General features: G+C 23.7%; 17 protein-coding genes. 15 read left to right on the top strand and 2 right to left on the bottom strand.

Going from position 1 to position 17747, the window contains the following annotated elements; all coding sequences use genetic code 25:
- Window positions 1–173: 173 nt before the first annotated feature.
- A complete protein-coding gene (locus tag VAMP_RS01975; protein ID WP_213348682.1) occupies window positions 174–389 on the bottom strand; it encodes a hypothetical protein in 216 nt (71 codons plus the stop codon).
- Between the two features lie 361 nt (window positions 390–750).
- On the opposite strand from VAMP_RS01975, the gene rplJ reads away from it, so the two are divergent.
- The 15 genes from rplJ to VAMP_RS01905 all read left to right on the top strand — a co-directional run bounded on the left by rplJ (window position 751) and on the right by VAMP_RS01905 (window position 17221).
- Entirely contained in the window at window positions 751–1263 is a 513-nt protein-coding gene (gene rplJ / locus VAMP_RS01970; protein ID WP_213348680.1) for a 50S ribosomal protein L10, read from the top strand.
- Between the two features lie 38 nt (window positions 1264–1301).
- The gene (gene rplL / locus VAMP_RS01965) at window positions 1302–1679 is read left to right on the top strand and encodes a 50S ribosomal protein L7/L12 (protein WP_213348678.1); all 378 of its coding nucleotides are present in this window, start codon (window positions 1302–1304) and stop codon (window positions 1677–1679) included.
- 26 nt (window positions 1680–1705) lie between these two features.
- On the top strand, window positions 1706–2368 hold the full coding sequence (rpsB, locus tag VAMP_RS01960; protein WP_213348676.1) for a 30S ribosomal protein S2: 663 nt from the start codon (window positions 1706–1708) through the stop codon (window positions 2366–2368).
- Window positions 2369–2371: 3 nt separating this feature from the next.
- Complete coding sequence (locus VAMP_RS01955) at window positions 2372–2788, top strand: hypothetical protein (RefSeq protein ID WP_213348674.1); 417 nt, start codon at window positions 2372–2374, stop codon at window positions 2786–2788.
- A 44-nt stretch (window positions 2789–2832) separates the two neighbouring features.
- The gene (tsf, locus tag VAMP_RS01950) at window positions 2833–3633 is read left to right on the top strand and encodes a translation elongation factor Ts (protein WP_213348672.1); all 801 of its coding nucleotides are present in this window, start codon (window positions 2833–2835) and stop codon (window positions 3631–3633) included.
- Window positions 3634–3673: 40 nt separating this feature from the next.
- On the top strand, window positions 3674–4069 hold the full coding sequence (rpsF, locus tag VAMP_RS01945) for a 30S ribosomal protein S6 (protein WP_213348670.1): 396 nt from the start codon (window positions 3674–3676) through the stop codon (window positions 4067–4069).
- A gap of 69 nt (window positions 4070–4138) precedes the next feature.
- A complete protein-coding gene (gene rpsR, locus VAMP_RS01940; protein ID WP_213348668.1) occupies window positions 4139–4339 on the top strand; it encodes a 30S ribosomal protein S18 in 201 nt (66 codons plus the stop codon).
- A gap of 51 nt (window positions 4340–4390) precedes the next feature.
- Complete coding sequence (rpmH, locus tag VAMP_RS01935) at window positions 4391–4546, top strand: 50S ribosomal protein L34 (protein WP_213348666.1); 156 nt, start codon at window positions 4391–4393, stop codon at window positions 4544–4546.
- Window positions 4547–4661: 115 nt separating this feature from the next.
- Entirely contained in the window at window positions 4662–8201 is a 3540-nt protein-coding gene (locus VAMP_RS06975) for an RNA polymerDNA-directed RNA polymerase subunit B (RefSeq protein ID WP_213348664.1), read from the top strand.
- A gap of 54 nt (window positions 8202–8255) precedes the next feature.
- Window positions 8256–12038 carry a DNA-directed RNA polymerase subunit beta' gene (gene rpoC, locus VAMP_RS06970; RefSeq protein ID WP_213348662.1) on the top strand — a complete coding sequence of 1261 codons (3783 nt, stop codon included), beginning with the start codon at window positions 8256–8258 and terminating at the stop codon, window positions 12036–12038.
- A gap of 403 nt (window positions 12039–12441) precedes the next feature.
- Window positions 12442–12717 (top strand): RNA recognition motif domain-containing protein, encoded by a 276-nt coding sequence (locus VAMP_RS01920; RefSeq protein ID WP_213348660.1) that lies wholly within the window; start codon window positions 12442–12444, stop codon window positions 12715–12717.
- Between the two features lie 480 nt (window positions 12718–13197).
- Window positions 13198–14433, top strand: a complete 1236-nt coding sequence (locus VAMP_RS01915; protein ID WP_213348658.1) for a diaminopimelate decarboxylase — start codon at window positions 13198–13200, stop codon at window positions 14431–14433.
- Between the two features lie 181 nt (window positions 14434–14614).
- Window positions 14615–14743 (top strand): hypothetical protein, encoded by a 129-nt coding sequence (locus VAMP_RS06650; RefSeq protein WP_275052384.1) that lies wholly within the window; start codon window positions 14615–14617, stop codon window positions 14741–14743.
- A 10-nt stretch (window positions 14744–14753) separates the two neighbouring features.
- Complete coding sequence (locus VAMP_RS01910; protein ID WP_213348656.1) at window positions 14754–16070, top strand: hypothetical protein; 1317 nt, start codon at window positions 14754–14756, stop codon at window positions 16068–16070.
- 287 nt (window positions 16071–16357) lie between these two features.
- Window positions 16358–17221 (top strand): hypothetical protein, encoded by an 864-nt coding sequence (locus VAMP_RS01905; protein WP_213348654.1) that lies wholly within the window; start codon window positions 16358–16360, stop codon window positions 17219–17221.
- Here the strand turns inward: VAMP_RS01905 and VAMP_RS01900 are convergent.
- On the bottom strand, window positions 17218–17747 hold a 530-nt coding region (locus VAMP_RS01900; protein WP_213348652.1), incomplete at its 5' end, for an HD-GYP domain-containing protein. The two genes, VAMP_RS01905 and VAMP_RS01900, sit on opposite strands and share 4 nt — an antisense overlap.

The raw sequence follows: 17747 nt of genomic DNA, 5'->3' as shown, positions 1-17747 counted from the left end.
AGACCATTGATCACAATATAGTTTTCGAATATGTTTACGATTCTTTTCTGTTAGTCTCTGATTTTTATGTTCTTTTTTTTGAGTACATGTTATATGTATATTCATATTTTGTTTTTTACACAAATAAAAATTTTATCTATTATATCTTTTTGTGTAAATAACGCTAGTCTATATTACAGTTTACTATTTTTAAAAGAATATCTACTTATTTCTGATAAAGAAATATCTTTTGTTTTCAAAAATCACTGTACTATATCTTTTATTAGTTTAGCTGAATCTTTTTTGTAATTATATGTAAGTTTATATAATTTATCATACATATTTTCTACAGAATTAGAAATTTCTTGTTCAAAATTTTTTAAATTTAACAGTTTTTTTATATAATTCATTTTCTTATATTTTATTAATTTTAATGCATTTATACTTAATTTTAATACCTCCTTTATACATATTTTTCATAAATTTCTACTAATTCCACCTTTTTTATTTATTGTTTTTTATTAGTTCTTAATTAACTTTTCAAGCTTTTTTTATCTTTTTATTGCAGAAGGTTAGTTTATTTTCTCTTGATTTTTTATATTAAATCATTATAAACTGTATTATAGTTTTTATTTTAAAAACTACTAAAGAAAGTAGGTTTTGTAGTGTTGCTATAAAATAAATCCTGCCTAGGTGGTTATTAAATCTCATTTTTTGATTTAAATCACCTTAATGTTTTAAGGTTTTTTTATGATTTAAGTTTATATTTATATGGCTTTAACAAGGAAACAGAAAGAAAGTCTTGTTGATAATTATAAGGTAGATATTGAATCTTCATCGAATATTGTTTTGTTGAAGCAATCATGAATACCTGTTAATGAAATCAATAAATTGAGGAATAGTATAGTTGAGTTTGGTGCTAAGATGGTTGTTGTTAAGAAAAGAGTTTTTTTGTCTACAGCTATTTCTTCGGGTTTATGAGAAGTTTCTTTGGATGATTTGGAGTGATCAGTAATTGCTTTGTTTTCTTCTTGAGAAAATGAATATCTTCCTTTAAAAGAAGTTTCAAAATTTGTTAAACAAGCGAAGAAAGAGAAAAAGTTGTTTGAATTAGTTTATCTTTGATGATGGTACGATTCAGAGTGGAAAGATAGTTCTTATGTATCAGAAATTGCTGAACTTCCAACTAAAGATGAATTGTTGTCTAAATTTGCTTTTTTGATGAATTATCCACTTCGTTCATTTGCTGTTGGTGTTGATCAAATTGCTAAAAAATGAGAATAGTTTGAATTATTTTTAAATTAATTAATTATTAATCAAAAATGAGTATATCAGAAAATTGACAAAAAATTATAGATTTATTGAAAGAGCTTACTGTAAGTGAATTAAATGAAGTTGTTAAAGCTTTGGAAGAAGAATTTGGTGTTTCCGCTGCTGCTGTAGCTGTATGAGGGGCTTGAGGGGCTTGAGATGATGCTGATGAATGAAATGATACTGTTGCTGTTGAATTATCTGAAATAGGGCAACAAAAAATATCTGTTATTAAAGCTATTAAAGAAGCTTTATGATTGTGATTAAAAGAAGCTAAAGAAATGGTTGAGAAAACTCCTACTTTGGTTAAAGAATGAATTGCTGTTGAAGAAGCAGAAGAGTTAAAATCTAAATTAGAAGCTGCTGGTGCTACAGTTACATTAAAATAGTTTTATAAGTTATTTAAAATTAAATTATGGAAATAACAGTTGATAGTGTTGTTTGAGCTAAATCTTATGTTTGAACATTAAAAAGGTTTGCTAATCCTAAAACTAGAAAATATTGGGCTGATGTTAGAGATTGATTGGTTATTATAAATCCAGAATATATATTATCTCAACTTAAGATAGCAAGGGAAAGAATTCAGTCTGCAAAAAATGAATGAAAAGATATACTTCTTGTTTCTGATAAAGTTATATTTAGAGACGAAATAAAAGATATTTGTGAATCTCAATGAATTCATTATATGAATAATAATGTTCCTTCTGGTGTTTTTACTAATTTTGATACTTTGAAATCTAGAATAAATTCTATGCTTGAGCTTTCGGCTTTTGTTGAATCTTCTGATTTTGCGACTTTATCAAAAAAAGAAAAGCAACAAACTATTAAGAAATTGAATAAATTAAAATTAATTTATAGTGGTGTTAAAAATTTAAAGAAATCTCCAGATTTTGCTATTGTTTTGGATTGAGTTGCTTTATCTAGTTTTGTTAAAGAGATTGAAATATTATGATTGGATAATGTTATTCTTTCTTCAACTGATTTTGATAAATATTGGGACTCTTCCAGTTTAGTTGTGTCAAATATAACTTCTTATGGAAGTGTTAAATTTGTTATAGAATATCTTCTAAAAAAATAAATTATGTCTAATAAAAAAAATGAGTTAAATAGTCTTATTGATGAGAATTATGTTCCAGCTTCAACAGAAAGAAAAAGGGCAGTGGTTATGTATTTTTTGGTATGAATATTTTTTTGATTGAATTCAGAAAAATTATGAAAATATTGAACTTTTCATTTTAAACAAGCTATTTGATGGTGGCTAATTTTTGTTTGAAGTTTGGTTGTTAGTGTGTTTTTGATTTTTATACCTTTTTTGAGAGCTCTACCAATATTAATTTTTTTGTTTTTATTGGTAATGTTTATTATATTTATTAAACAAGCTAATGAAGGTTTTTATACGACTTCATCAAATAAAACTATTTTTCCTATTTTTTATTGAATATGATCTTGGGTGTCTGATTTGTTTGAAGATATAGATTCTTCTGATAAAGAATTATAGTTGTTTTGTGAAATATTTATTTGTATTACATTAATTCTTAGATTATGGCAGATATAAAACTTTTGAAAAAACTTAGAGAAACTACAAAAGCAGCTTTTAAAGATTGTAAAGAAGCTATAGAAAAAACTTGATGAGATTTTGATGCTTCTGTTGAATATTTAAAAGAAAAAGGTGCATCTAAAGCCGCTAAAAAATTTGATAGAGATACTAATGATGGTGTTGTTAAGGTTTTGAAAATTAATTGAAAAAATGTTTGAGTTAAACTTTGATGTGAAACAGATTTTGTTGCAAAAAGTCCAGATTTTCATGCTTTAGTAGAAGAAATTTTAAATATTTTTTGAGAAAATTTAGATTCTATTGATAGTTTAAATGATGTAGATTCTGATTTTATTGATAATAATTTGACTCCTATAATTAATAGTGCTATATGAACTATATGAGAAAATATAAAGTTGTTGGATGTCTTTGTTGATTCTTGAAAATCTTATATTTATTCTCATCCAGGTGATAAAATTATTACTGTTGTTTATTATGATGGTTGAGATTTTGATGATAGTGCAAAAGAAATTGCTTTGCAAATAACTGCTATGGATCCTGAATATAAGTCTATACAAGATGTTCCTAGTGATTATATTGAAGCTATTAAAAATTGATTTAGAGAAGAAATTGAAAGTTCTTGAAAACCAAAAGAAGTTTTGGAAAAAATATTGGAAGGAAAAGTTTCTAAACATTTTGGTGATATAGTTTTGATGGAACAATCTTATATTAGAGATGAATCTAAAAAAATGAAAGATATATTGCCAGATTGATTTGATTTTTTGAAATTTAGAAGGTATAGTATATAGTATATAGTATTATTTGTTTTTACAAGTTAAAAATTTGAATATGAATAAATATGAACTTGTTGTTCTTGTTGATCCAAAAATGAATAAAGATGATATAAAAACTGTTATATCAAATATAGAATGAATAATTTGAGATAATATATTAGATAGAGATGATATTGGTATTTTAGATTTGGCATATGAAGTGTCTTGAAATGATAGAGCTTATTTTCTTTCTCTTTTTTTCTCTTGAGATAATGATTTGTTGTCTACTATTAATTATAAACTTAAATTAATGGAGTCAGTTATTAGATATTTTATATATTCAATGTCTTCAAGTGAGAAGTTTTTGAAGTATTATGATATAAATAAAACTTTTGAAGATGCAGAAGAAAAAAAGAAAGAAGAAACTGAAAAAGCATTTAAAGATTTAGATTCTGCTCAATTAAATAAGTAGTTTATATATAAACTTTTATTATTTGTCTTGAATTATTGAAAAAATTTATTTATTAAATATAATTGTCTTATGTCAAAAAAAAGTTATTTTGATAAAAATAATGAATATTTGATAAACTGGAAATCTGTAATTCTTCTTAAGAAATATATGACTAGATTTGGTGATATAAAACCTAGGAGATTTACTGGTAATTCAGTTTCTCAACAAAAAAAAGTTAGGAAAGCTATTATTAGAGCTAGGGAACTGTGAATAATAGAATATATAAAATAGTTTTTTAGTTTTAAGAATATATCCTATATTTATAATATAAAATTTATATTGATGCCATCAAAATTAAATAGGATTAGAAAATATAAGTGGTCAAAAAGAATTAAAGTTCATTGATTTTTTGCAAGAATGTCTACTAAATCAGGTAGAAATATTCTTAAAAGAAGAAGAGCTAAAGGTAGACACTCTTTAGTTGTTTCAAAAAAATAATTTTTGACTTTTAAATAAATCTAATATGATTTTTTTTGACTTTTTTGTTATTTGTGTGTAATTTATAGCCCTATTAGGGTTATTTTTAAGTTGTTTATAATATAAAATATAAATAATGTCTAAAACAATTGATATTGAACATTTTTGATTGAAAAATTGAAGATATTTTCTTTCAGAATCTAGAAATTTTACATCTTTTCCAGATCTTTTATGAACTCAAAAAAAATGATTTGATGAGTTTTTGGATGTGTATCTTAATAAATTATTTGATGAAGTTTGTCCTATTAATGATATTGCATCAGAAAAACTTCAACTTAGTATTGTAGATCTTAAAGTATGAACTCCATATGAAGATCCAGATTTTTGTAAAAGTAGAGAAATGACATATGGTTGAATTATATCTTGAAAAATAAAACTTATAAACAGTCAAACTAATAATGTTATCTTTAATAAAAGAGTTAATATATGAACATTGCCTCTAATGACAGAACGGGGTGCTTATATTATAAATTGAGTTGAAAGAGTTGTTATTTCACAAATAGTTAGATCTTATTGAATATTTTATTCTTTTAATAAAAAAGATTATTCTTATTCTTTCAAAATTATTCCTGAAAATGGTTCTTGGGTTCAAGTTTTTACAGAAAAAACTTGAAATATTGTTGTTAGGATAAATAAATCTAGAAAATTTCCTGTTACAGCTTTATTGAGGATTTTTGGTTTTGAAACTGATGAAAGTATTAGAGAACTTTTTGTATGAGTTTTTGATGAGGAAGATTTTGATTATATTAATTTTACTTTGGAAAAAGATACTACATCTGATGCTTTGGATGCAGCAGTTTTGATTTATAATAAGATTAGACCATGAGAAATTATAGATCCAGAGAATGCATTGGATTATATTAAATCATTATTCTTGACTGAAGATAGAATTAATTTATGAAGAATTGCTAGGAGAAAAATAAATGCTAAATTATGAATAAATAAATCTTTTGATGATCCTTCTTCAAATGTATTTGATGCTGAAGATATTATTAATGCATTAAAATATCTGTTTAATCTTGCAAATAAAAAAAGATGATATTATTCTGATGATATTGACCATCTTTCAAACAGAAGAATTAGAACTATGTGAGAAGTTTTGTATTCTCATTTGCAACCTATAATTAGAAGATTTGTAAAAAGTGTTAGATGAAAATTAAGTATTTTAAATCTTGATGAACAGATTAAATTAACTGACCTTGTTAATTTTAAAATGCTTGATAATTCTATAAAAAGTTTTTTTGCTACAAGTCAACTTTCTCAGTTTTTGGATCAAATAAATCCTCTTGCAGATATAGAACATAAAAGAAGAATTACGGCTCTTTGACCTGGTGGTCTAAAAAGAGAAACTACAACTTTTGAAGTTAGAGATATTCATCAAAGTCATTATTGAAGAATTTGTCCTATTGAAACTCCAGAATGACAAAATATTTGACTTGTTATATATCAATCTTTGTATTCAAGAATAAATGAAGATTGATTTTTGGAAACACCAGCTGTGAAAATAAAAAAGAAAGTTAAATGTGTTTATTCAGAACTTATAAATAGAATTGTAGATGAAGATGTTGTATCTAGTGATTGAAATATTTTAGTATACGATTGAGAAATGATTTCAGATGATAATGCTAAAGTTCTTCAAAATTATTTTTGAGAAGATGCAGAAATAAATGTAAGACCATTTCTTACTGATGAAATTGAATATATTTCTCCAGAATATGATGAAAAATATATAATAGCTGATGTTACTATTCTTTTGGATGAATATAAAAATATTAAAACTAAAAGGTTGCCAGCAAGGCATTTTACAAATATGGAAATGTTTCATGTAAATGATATTACTCATATAGATGTTAATCCTTCACAAGTTTTGAGTGCAAATACATCTTTAATTCCTTTTGTTGAATATGATGATGCGGTGAGAGCAGCTATGGGTACTAATATGCAAAGACAAACTCTACCTTTAATAAAACCAGAAGCTCCATTAGTTTGAACATGACTTGAATGAGATATTGCAGATATGACTTATGCAGTTATAAAAGCTGAAGAAGATTGAGAAGTTATTTATGTAGATTGAAATAGAGTTAAAGTTAATTATAATAATATTTGATTGAAAGAATATAAATTAATAACTTTTAAAAAATCTAATCAAAAAAGTATTATTCATCAATATCCTAGGGTTAGTCTATGACAATCTGTTGCAAAATGAGATATTTTGGCAGAATGACCTTCTATAGTTAATTGAGATATATCTCTTTGAAAAAATCTTAGAGTTGCATTTATGTCTTGGGAATGATATAATTATGAAGATGCTATAGTTATTTCACAGAGATTAGTTAAAGATGATGAATTGACATCTATTCATATTGAAGAATACGAAGTTGAAGTTGCAGAAACTAAACTTTGATTAGAAGAAACTACAAATGATATACCTTGAGTTTCTATGTCAAAACTTACTAATTTGGCAGAAGATTGAATTATAAGAATATGAGCTTATGTTAAATGAGGAGATATATTAGTTTGAAAAATTACTCCTAAATGAGAATGAGATCTTTCTCCTGAAGAAAAATTGATTCAAGCTATATTTGGTGATAAATCAAAAAGTTATAAAGATACTTCTTTGTATATGCCATCGGGTAGTCAAGGTAAAGTTGTTGATGTCGTTATTTTGGATTCTCAAAAATGAGATAATGTATCTGCTGGTATTAAGAAAAAAATTAAACTTTATATAGCCTCAACAAGAAAAATTGAAGTTTGAGATAAACTTGCAGGTAGACACTGAAATAAGTGAATAATAGCAACGGTTGTACCAGAAGAAGATATGCCTTTTACAATAGATTGACAATCAGTTGATGTTATTTTAAATCCACTTTGAGTAGTTTCTCGTATGAATGTTTGACAAGTTCTGGAAACACAATTATGAGCTATTGCAAAATTCTTATGAGTTAATTTTGCTGTTCCTCTTTTTTCAAATTTTGGTGTTCAATGAATTAAAGATTTATCTATTAAATTTTGATTGCCAGAAAATGGTAAATTGGATTTGTATGATGGTAGAACTTGAGAAAAATATCATCAACAAGTAACTGTTTGATATATGAATATATTAAAACTTGTTCATATGGTAGATGATAAAATACATGCTAGAAGTGTTTGACCTTATTCTCTAATTACTCAACAACCTTTGGGTTGAAAAGCTAGAGAATGATGACAGAGATTTTGAGAAATGGAAGTTTGGGCACTGGAAGCTTATTCTGCAGTTTATAGTTTACAAGAAATGTTAACTATTAAATCAGATGATGTTATTTGAAGAAATAAAACTTATGAAAGTATAATCAAATGATTGCCTATAAAAGTTACAGGTCTTCCAGAATCTTTCAATTTATTAGTTTATGTTATGAAATGATTAGCACAAAATGTTTATTGACTTGATAAAGAAGAAATAGAAAAAGTTAATAAAGAAAGAATTAAAAAAATAGCTAATTTATGACTTAAATGAATTACTACGGCACAAATAGATACATCTTATGATAAAGATGATAAGTCTTGAACTAAAGATGAAAAAAAGGAAATTATGGATAATGTTATGAAAGAATTAGAAGATTTTGGAGAACTTGAATAATTATTATTGTTTACATTAAATATTTGTGATTTATAAATTAACATTTTCTTTGTTATGATAAATAAAAATTTTGACTGATTGATGGTAAAATTAGCTTCTCCTTCTGATATAAAAAATTGGTCTAGTTGAGTTGTTACTTCTCCTGATACAATTAATTATAGAACATGAAAACCTAAACAATGATGACTTTTTTGTGAATCTATATTTGGACCTATTAGAAATTTTGAATGTAGTTGTGGTAAATATAAATGAGTTAGATATAAAGGAATTGTTTGTGAAAGATGTTGAGTGGAAGTTACTACATCTAGAGTAAGAAGGGAAAGAATGGGACATATAGAGTTGGCAAGTCCTGTAGTTCATATTTGGTATGCAAGAGCAACTCCATCTAGAATTGGTTTATTATTAAATCTTTCTGTTAAAGAGATAGAAAAAATATTATATTTTGTTAAGTATATAGTAATAGAATATGATAAAAATCAAAAGAAAAATGCTATTTCTAATCTTGATAATAATTTTACTTCAAAAGTAAAAAATATAGAAGAATATTATCAAGAAGAAATTAATGAATTAGATTCAAAAAAATCTGAAATTACTACTAAAGAATATAGTACAACTAAAGAAGAAATTGAAAAAACATATTCTAAAAATAAATCTGATATAGAAAAAGAATATAATAGAATAAAATCTATTCTTGCTAACTTAAAAGAAGGTTCTACTGTATTGGAAAGTGATTATAGGAATATATTTTATAAATATGATTGAATATTTAAATTTGAATCTGGTGCAACTGCTATTCTTAATTTGTTGGAAAAAATTAATCTTGAGGAAGAAATACAAAATATTTTATCTAATTTTAGAAAATTAAAATGAGCAGAAAGAGATAAAACATTTAAAAGATTGAGATTATTGATTAATTTACATGTTAGTTGAGTAAGACCTGAATGGATAGTATTACAAAATTTACCTGTTATGCCACCTGATCTTAGACCTGTAGTACAACTTGAATGATGAAAATTTGCATCTTCTGATATTAATCTTTTTTATAAAAGAGTTCTTATGAGAAATCTTAGACTTAAAAAAATGATTGATGCTGGTATGCCAGATGTTATTAAAAAAAATGAAATTAGACTTTTGCAAGAATCTGTAAATAATCTATTAGTTTGAGAAAAAGATGCAGCTGGTATGAAAGTTTTTAAATCTTTGACTGATATGCTTTCTGGTAAAGAATGAATATTTAGAAAAAATCTTCTTTGAAAGAGAGTTGATTATTCTTGAAGATCTATTATTACAGTTTGACCTGATTTGAAATTAAATGAATGTTGACTTCCTATATATATAGCAGTAAAAATGTTTACCCCTTTTATAATTTCTAAATTAATTAGAGCAAATATAGTTCATACTCCAAAACAAGCTGAAAAACTTATTAAAGATGAATCTCCAATTGCTCTTAAAATTCTTAAAGAAGTTATAGATTGAAAATATGTTATGCTTAATCGTGCTCCTACATTACATAGATTATGAATACAAGCATTTAAAATTCGTTTGATGCAATGAAAAACTATTAGAATACATCCATTAGTTTGTCCAGCTTTTAATGCAGATTTTGATGGTGATCAAATGGCTGTTCATTTACCACTTTCGGATGAAGCTCAAAGAGAAGCTAGAGAATTAGTATCTTCAGATAAAAATATATTAACACCTGCTTCTTGAGATCCAATTATAACTCATACTCAAGATATGGTTTTGGGTTCTTATTATTTAACAAATGATAAATTATCAAATCCAGAACCTGTTTGAATTTTTAATACTATTGATTCTGTTGTAAATTGATATTATTCATGAAATCTTGATGTAAGAGATACTATAAATTTTTCTTATGATTGAAAAAATTTTAAAACTATTGTTGGTAGAGTTTTATTTAATAGTATTATTCCTGAAAAATTAAGATTTATAGATGGAATTGTATGAAAAGGTCAGCTTAAATCAATTTTGGATAAAGTTTATGACGAATATTGAAGAGAAGAAGTTGTAAAAGTTGCAGATAATATAAAAGATTGGTGATTTAAATTTGCTACATTTTCTGCGGTTAGTATTAATATTTTTGATCTTTATGTTCCAGAAAATAAAAAACCTTTGCTTGAATCTTGAGATGAAAGTGTAAGAAAAATACATGATTTTTGGTACAAATGATTTCTTTCTGATGAAGAAAAACATAGATTAATAATTAATATATGGTCTTATGCAAAAACTGAAATAGAAAGAGCAGTAAAAAAATATTATTTAGATTGAAATGATGTTTATACTTTGATTGATTCTTGAGCTAGGTGAAATTGGTCTCAATTAACTCAACTTTCTTGAATTAAATGATTAGTAGTTTCTCCATCTTGAGAAATTATTGAATTACCTATTAAATCTTCTTTGATTGAATGATTTACTCCTATTGAATATTTTATTGCTGCTCACTGAGCAAGAAAATGAAAAGCTGATACAGCATTAAAAACTGCTGAATCTGGTTATTTGACAAGAAGATTAGTTGATGCATCTCAAGAAGTTGTAATAAAAGAAGAAGATTGTGGTACAGAATCTTGATTAATAATATCTAAAGATGATGCAGAATCTAGATGAGAAAAATTTTGAAATATGATTTATTGAAGAATTATTCTTGAAGATATTGTTTGATCTAATTGAGATCTTATTATTAGTAAATGAGAAATGATTGATAGGGATACTGTTTCTAAAATTTTGGAAGAAAATTTTGAGGCTATAAAAATTAGATCTTCACTTACTTGTAAAACTGAAGCAGGTGTATGTCAAAAGTGTTATTGAATAGATCTTTCAAAAAGAGCTATTGCAGAAATATGAGAAGCTGTTTGAATAATTTCTTCTCAATCTATTTGAGAACCTGGTACACAGTTAACTATGAGAACTTTCCATGGTTGATGAGTAGCAACATCTGAATGAGATATGACACAAGGTATTAAAAGAATTGAAGAATTATTTGAAATTAGAAAACCTAAAAATTCTGCAATTGTAGCTCCATTTGATTGAGTTTTGCAAATTAATGAAACTTGAAAATTGTTGGAAGCAGAAATTATCTCCGAACCAGAAATGAAGAATTATATTGTAAAGAAATGATATTCTATATGTGTTAAACCATGAGATTATCTGAAAAAATGATGAGTATTTGCTATTAAAGATAAAAGTCAATTAAAAGTACAAGAAGAATGAGAAGTTAAAGATATTAAAACTGATAGTATTGTACTTTGAGTAATTAGTAAATATAAAAAATCATTGTCTTGATGAACTGTATTTAAAGTTAAATCTTGAGCTTATGTTGTTAAATGACAAATAATATCAACTTGAGCTTTGGATATTAGAGAATATAAATGAATTGTTTGAGATTTGGAAGCACAAAAATATATTGTAAGAGAAATTAAAAAAGTGTTTACTTCTCAATGACAAGATGTAAATGATAAATATATGGAAGTTATAGTTAAACAATTATTTTCTAAAATAATAATAGAGGATAGTGGTGATAGTACATTTATTCCTGGTAGTATAGTTATTTATGAAGAATTTGTTAAAGCTAATGAAGAATTGGAACAGCAAGGTCTTAAAAAAGCTAGTTGAGAAAGATTAGCATTATGACTTACTCAAATAGCAAAAGAAGCTAAATCTTGGATGAGTTCTGTTTCATTTCAGGAAACTATGAGAATTATGGTTGATAGTTCTACAAAATGATCCATAGACGAATTATCTGATTTGAAATCAAATGTAATTATTTGAAGATTACTTCCTATTTGAAATCTTTATAAAAAAGATTATTATTCTAAATAATTATTTATGATAAAAAACTCAAAAATTTAATTTTTTTGAGTTTTTATTATATACTAAAAATACTTACTAATTTTAGTGTGATAGTTTATTTTTTTTTAAAATCTATTTAAGTTTCAACACTACTTATGTAAGATTGTAATTTTTTCTAATTTTTCTATCATTTTTATTTTATTTATTTATTTATATATATATTTATTTATATATTTCTACTAATAAATTAAGTTATTTTTGGTATAATAGCATAATTATTTAATTTTCTCTTGAAATTGTTTTTTAAATTATTATTATGTTAGATAAGTCTTTTGAGTAGCAATATGATTATACTTTAAGTTGTTGTTTTAGTAGTTAGTCAATTGGTCTCGAAGGCTTATATGCCTTTATATTTATTATACAAATTATTATTATGAGTGAACAATCAAATACACTTTTTGTTGGGAATTTACCTTGGGCTTTAAGAGGTAAAGATCTAATAGAAATATTTTCTCAATATTGAGAAGTTACTTTTGCTAGAGTTATCTTAGATAGAGAAACTAAAAAAAGTAAAGGTTATGGTTTTGTAGAATTTGCTAATGCAGAAGATGCTTCCAAAGCTAAAGAAGAAATGCATGAAGCAGAAATTAATGATAGAAGTATAAAAATAGATTATGCAAGACCTAGAGAAGAAAATAATAATCAATAAATTTTATTTTTTCTCAGTAATATAAAAAATATCTCTGTTTAATTCAGAGATGTTTTTTGTTTTTTCAATAAATTGAAATATAAAATATTGTTTAGACTCATTTTTGTAGAGTAAAATTTCTAAATTCTTGATTTAGATAAGGATTTGCGAGAAAATAAAAATAGATTTATGTACTACATAAATTTTATAATTTTATTTTAAATAATTAAAAATATTTTTCTTGAATCTAATCCGACACAATTTATTGAAAAAATACTTGAATTTTTTAAATTTTTACTTATACTTGTGATAAGTATAATTAAAGCTCAAAAATATGAGCATCGAAATATTTTGATTAGTATGAATAAATATATTTTTTACTTTTTTTAAAATTTAAAGCTCGAAATTACGAGCATCAAAATTAGTTTAATTTCTTGTTGAAAAATGATTTTAAATTACTATAGTTATAGTTTATAACTTATAATTTATTAAACTATAAAAATGAATTTTTTAAACATTTCTCAAATAGAGTATATTACAAATAATTATAAAACTCCTGTGTATGTATACAGTGAAAATAAAATATTGGAATCATCACAAAAATTTCTCAATTTTCCTAATGCATTTTGACTTACTGTTAGATATGCAATGAAAGCAAATTCAAATATGAATGTTTTAAAAATTTTGAAAGATCAAAATATAAAAATTGATGCAAGTTCAGAATATGAAGTATATAGAGCTTTATCTGCTTGATTTCTATGAAATGATATTCAAATTTCTTGACAAGAATTAAGTGAAAATTTTGATAAACTTATTAATACTTGAGTTTTTTTTGTTGCTACTAGTTTGTATCAGCTTCAAGAATTTTGAAAATTAAAAAGGGGAGGAACTTGTTGAATAAGAATAAATCCTTGAGTTTGATCATGAGCTTTTACAGCTATATCTACTTGATGACTTTCATCAAGTTTTGGTATTTGGCATGAATATATTTGAGAAGTAAAAAAAATTGTTCAAGAATATGATTTAAAAATAACTAAAATTCATCTTCATATTTGATCAGAAAATACTTCTGAATCTTGGGTAAATACAGCAAATATTTGATTAAATTTTGTTAAAGATTTTCCAGATGTTGAAATTTTGAATATGTGATGAGGTTTCAAAATGGCTATTATGGATTATGAAAAAACAGCAGATTTAATATCAATTTGAAATGCAGTCAAAGAAAAATTTGAAGAATTTCATAAACAAACTCAAAGAAAAATTCATTTGGAATTAGAACCATGAAAATATATAATAATAAATGCTTGAAGTATTATTGCAAAAATAGTTGATATAGTAGATACTTGAAAAAAATGATATAAATTTTTGAGAACTAATACTTGAATGACTGAAATGCCAAGAGTTTCTATGTATTGAGTACAACAAGCTATATATATTATAAACAATTCTCAAGAAAAAGAAAAATATGTTGTAGTAGGGCATTGTTGTGAGTCATGAGATATTCTTACTACCAAATTATATGATCAAGAAATTATTGAAGAAATATTATTACCAAAAGTTAATATATGAGATATTATAGTTATTGATTGAGTTTGAGCTTATAATACTGCTATGAGTATGAAAAATTATAATTCTTATCCAGAAGTTTGAGAATTATTGATTGATAAGAAATGAGATATAAAAGAAGTGAGAAAAAGACAAAATCTTAAAGATATATGGAAAAATGAGATTTATTAATATTTTTTGTTTTTAATAAATATTAATAAATATTAATTTTATATTTCATTATATTATTACTTTAATTATTTTTATAACTTTTGTAAAATTATATTTTAAATTAATTTATTATAAAATAATTTTAATTTTTAAAAATAAAAAATATATTACTTATATTTAAATATAGTAAAAAAATAAAATTATGTTATTTGAATTAAATTCAAGTTATTCTCCAACTTGAGATCAACCAATAGCTATCAAACAAATATTAGATTGATTTAAATCTTGAAAAAAATATATCAACATTATTATGAGCGACATGAACTGGTAAGACTTTTACTATGGCAAATATTATACAAAATTTACAAATACCAACATTGATAATGTCGCACAACAAAACTTTGGCAGCACAATTGGCAACTGAATTTAAATATTTTTTTCCAAAAAATGCTGTTCATTATTTTGTTTCATATTTTGATTATTATCAACCTGAAAGTTATATTCCAAATCGTGATATATATATAGAAAAAGAAAGTACTATTAATAAAGAAATAGAAATGTTTAGACTTTCTACTATGGCTAGTTTGTTGAGTAGGAAAGATGTTATAGTTGTTGCATCAGTTTCATCTTTGTATGGTCTATGATCAAAAGATACTTTTGAAAATAATAGAATTTATTTTGAAGTTTGAAATGAATATGATTTTGATGAAATAAAAAGAAATTTATTAAAAATACAATATAAACCAGTATTATGAAAAATAGAAGCTTGAATGTTTGAGTTTAAATGAGATATAGTAGATATATATTCTAGTATGGAAAATATACTTTATAGATTATTTTTTGATGAAAATAAATTAGAATTTATTTCAATAAAAGATTCTATGACTTTTTCTGATAAATGAAAATTAAATCATTTGAATATTTGGCCAGCAACTCAATTTTTACAAAATATGTGAAATTTGGATAATATATTAATTGCTATAGAAAATGAAATGAAAGAAAGGGTTGAATATTTCAAAAAAGAATGAAAAGATTTGGAAGCGAATAGAATACAAAAAAGAGTTTTATACGATATTAGAATGATAAAAGAGACTTGATTTACTACCTGAATAGAAAATTATTCTCCATATTTTGATGATAGAAAAGCTTGACAAGCTCCAAATACTATTTTTGATTATTTTCCAGATGATTTTTTGTATATTATAGATGAATCTCATATGAGTTTACCACAATTACAAGCTATGCCAAAAGCTGATAGATCTAGAAAATTAAATTTAATTGATTATTGATTTAGATTACCAAGTGCTATAGATCATAGACCTTTAAATTTTGATGAATTAAAAACAAGTTTATCCTGGGAATACAATGAAGATATAATACAAAATTTATGATTAAATAAAATAAAAAAAGATGCCAAAACTTTATTTGTATCTGCTACACCTTGAGAATATGAAATAAGTAAATCTTGAGATGTTCCTGAACAAATAATAAGACCAACTTGATTATTAGATCCTATAACTTATGTTTATCCCAAAGATTGAGATTATGAAAAACTTATTTCTAGTGTTGATAAACTTTTGAACAAAAAACCTTTTATCAAAAAATATTTAAATTGATATAGTGATGATACAACAATAAAAGATATATTATTAGAATAATAATTTTTTAAATTGTAATATTTTTATATAAAAATCGTAATATTGTTTATGTTAAATTTAAGTTATATTATATATAATAAAATTTTTTATATATAATGAAATTTTTTATATATAATGAAATTTATTTAATTTTAATGTTAATTAAACTAGATATATAAATATAAATTATTATAATATATATTTATTCAAAAAATAATTTATATTATAAAAAAAATTGACATTGAATATTTAATATATATTATATTAATTCTACTTATGAGTATATAGATCTTAAAAAAAACAAAAAAATGACAAAAGATAAAACAAAAGAAACAAAAGAAAACATAAACGAAGCTATAAAAGAAAATATAAAGAAAAATAAAAAAAATTTAGATAAGCAAATAGATCTATATGTTTTATCTTTACTTCAAAATAAATTTTTTGAACAAAATTTTTGATATATAAATATATATGAAATAATTGATCCTAAAGAATTACAAAAAATATGAACAAATTATTCATATTTAAGAAAAAGAATTTTTTATAATGTATGAATATGAAACCTTAAATTTAAAAATTTGAAAAATCTTAGTAAAAAGAGGATAAGACAAATGTTGAAAAAAAATAATATAAGTTTTTCAAAAATAATAAAAAATAAAAATTGAAAATTGGAAATAAATACTGATATTTTATATAGATATTTTATATATCTAAAAATAACTAAACAGTGAATAGAAAAACTTGAAGAAATAAGAACTGAAATTCGTAATAACAAAAAATTTATAAGTAGAATCAAAAAAGTAAGTGAATATTTTTTTGAGACAAAAAAATTAGTTATATGAATAGCTACAACAATATCATGAATTGCAATTTTTATTATATCAATATATCAAAATTATACAAAAACTGATATAAATAAATTTAAAATAATTAACGAAAAATTCCATTATGACAAAGAAGGCAAAATGGAAAATTATTCAAAAATGATAGTAAATAATTTTAAGTTTGTATCTGAAATATTGTATGAAATATGAGAAATAGATAATATTGAATATTTGCAAGTTAGTGAAAATTCTCAAATAATAATAATAGAACACAAAAACTGAAAAACATATTATTTTGAAATGATTGATAATGATTGAGAAATTGAGATAAAAAACTTATGAGATTAATTTAAACTATCAATTACAATTAATTCTGAATTTGATTCAATTTCCAAAGTATCAATATCTTTAATTTTTTTATAAATTCTATAAAGTTTTTTAAAAAATTCTTTATCTTTAGTAATTATATCTACAATTTCAGCATCTAATTGTTTTCAACTAGCTTTAATTAATTCATCATATACATATTTAACAGATTTTTCTTCAAATACATAATGTCTTTTTCATAACATTGCATCTATAATATCAGCCACTGCAACTATTCTTGATATTAAAGGAATTTGTTCCAAAGAATATCAAAAAGGATATCATCTTCAATCTGGTCTTTCATGATGTAAAGTTCCATCGTAAATAAATTTTGGTATACTCTCTAATCAAGTAAAATGTTTTATAAGTTCTTCTCATTTTCAAGGATGAGATTTAATTTCTCTAAACTCTTCATCATTAAGTTTAATTCTAGATGAAAGAGCTAATAAATCAGTTCATAATTTTCCTGCATCATGCAAAAGTGTAGATAAATGAATACATTTTGAAA

The sequence above is a fragment of the Candidatus Vampirococcus lugosii genome, from assembly GCF_018420025.1.
Lineage (GTDB): Bacteria > Patescibacteriota > Gracilibacteria > Absconditabacterales > Absconditicoccaceae > Vampirococcus > Vampirococcus lugosii.
This window is presented reverse-complemented; position numbering and strand designations above follow the sequence as displayed.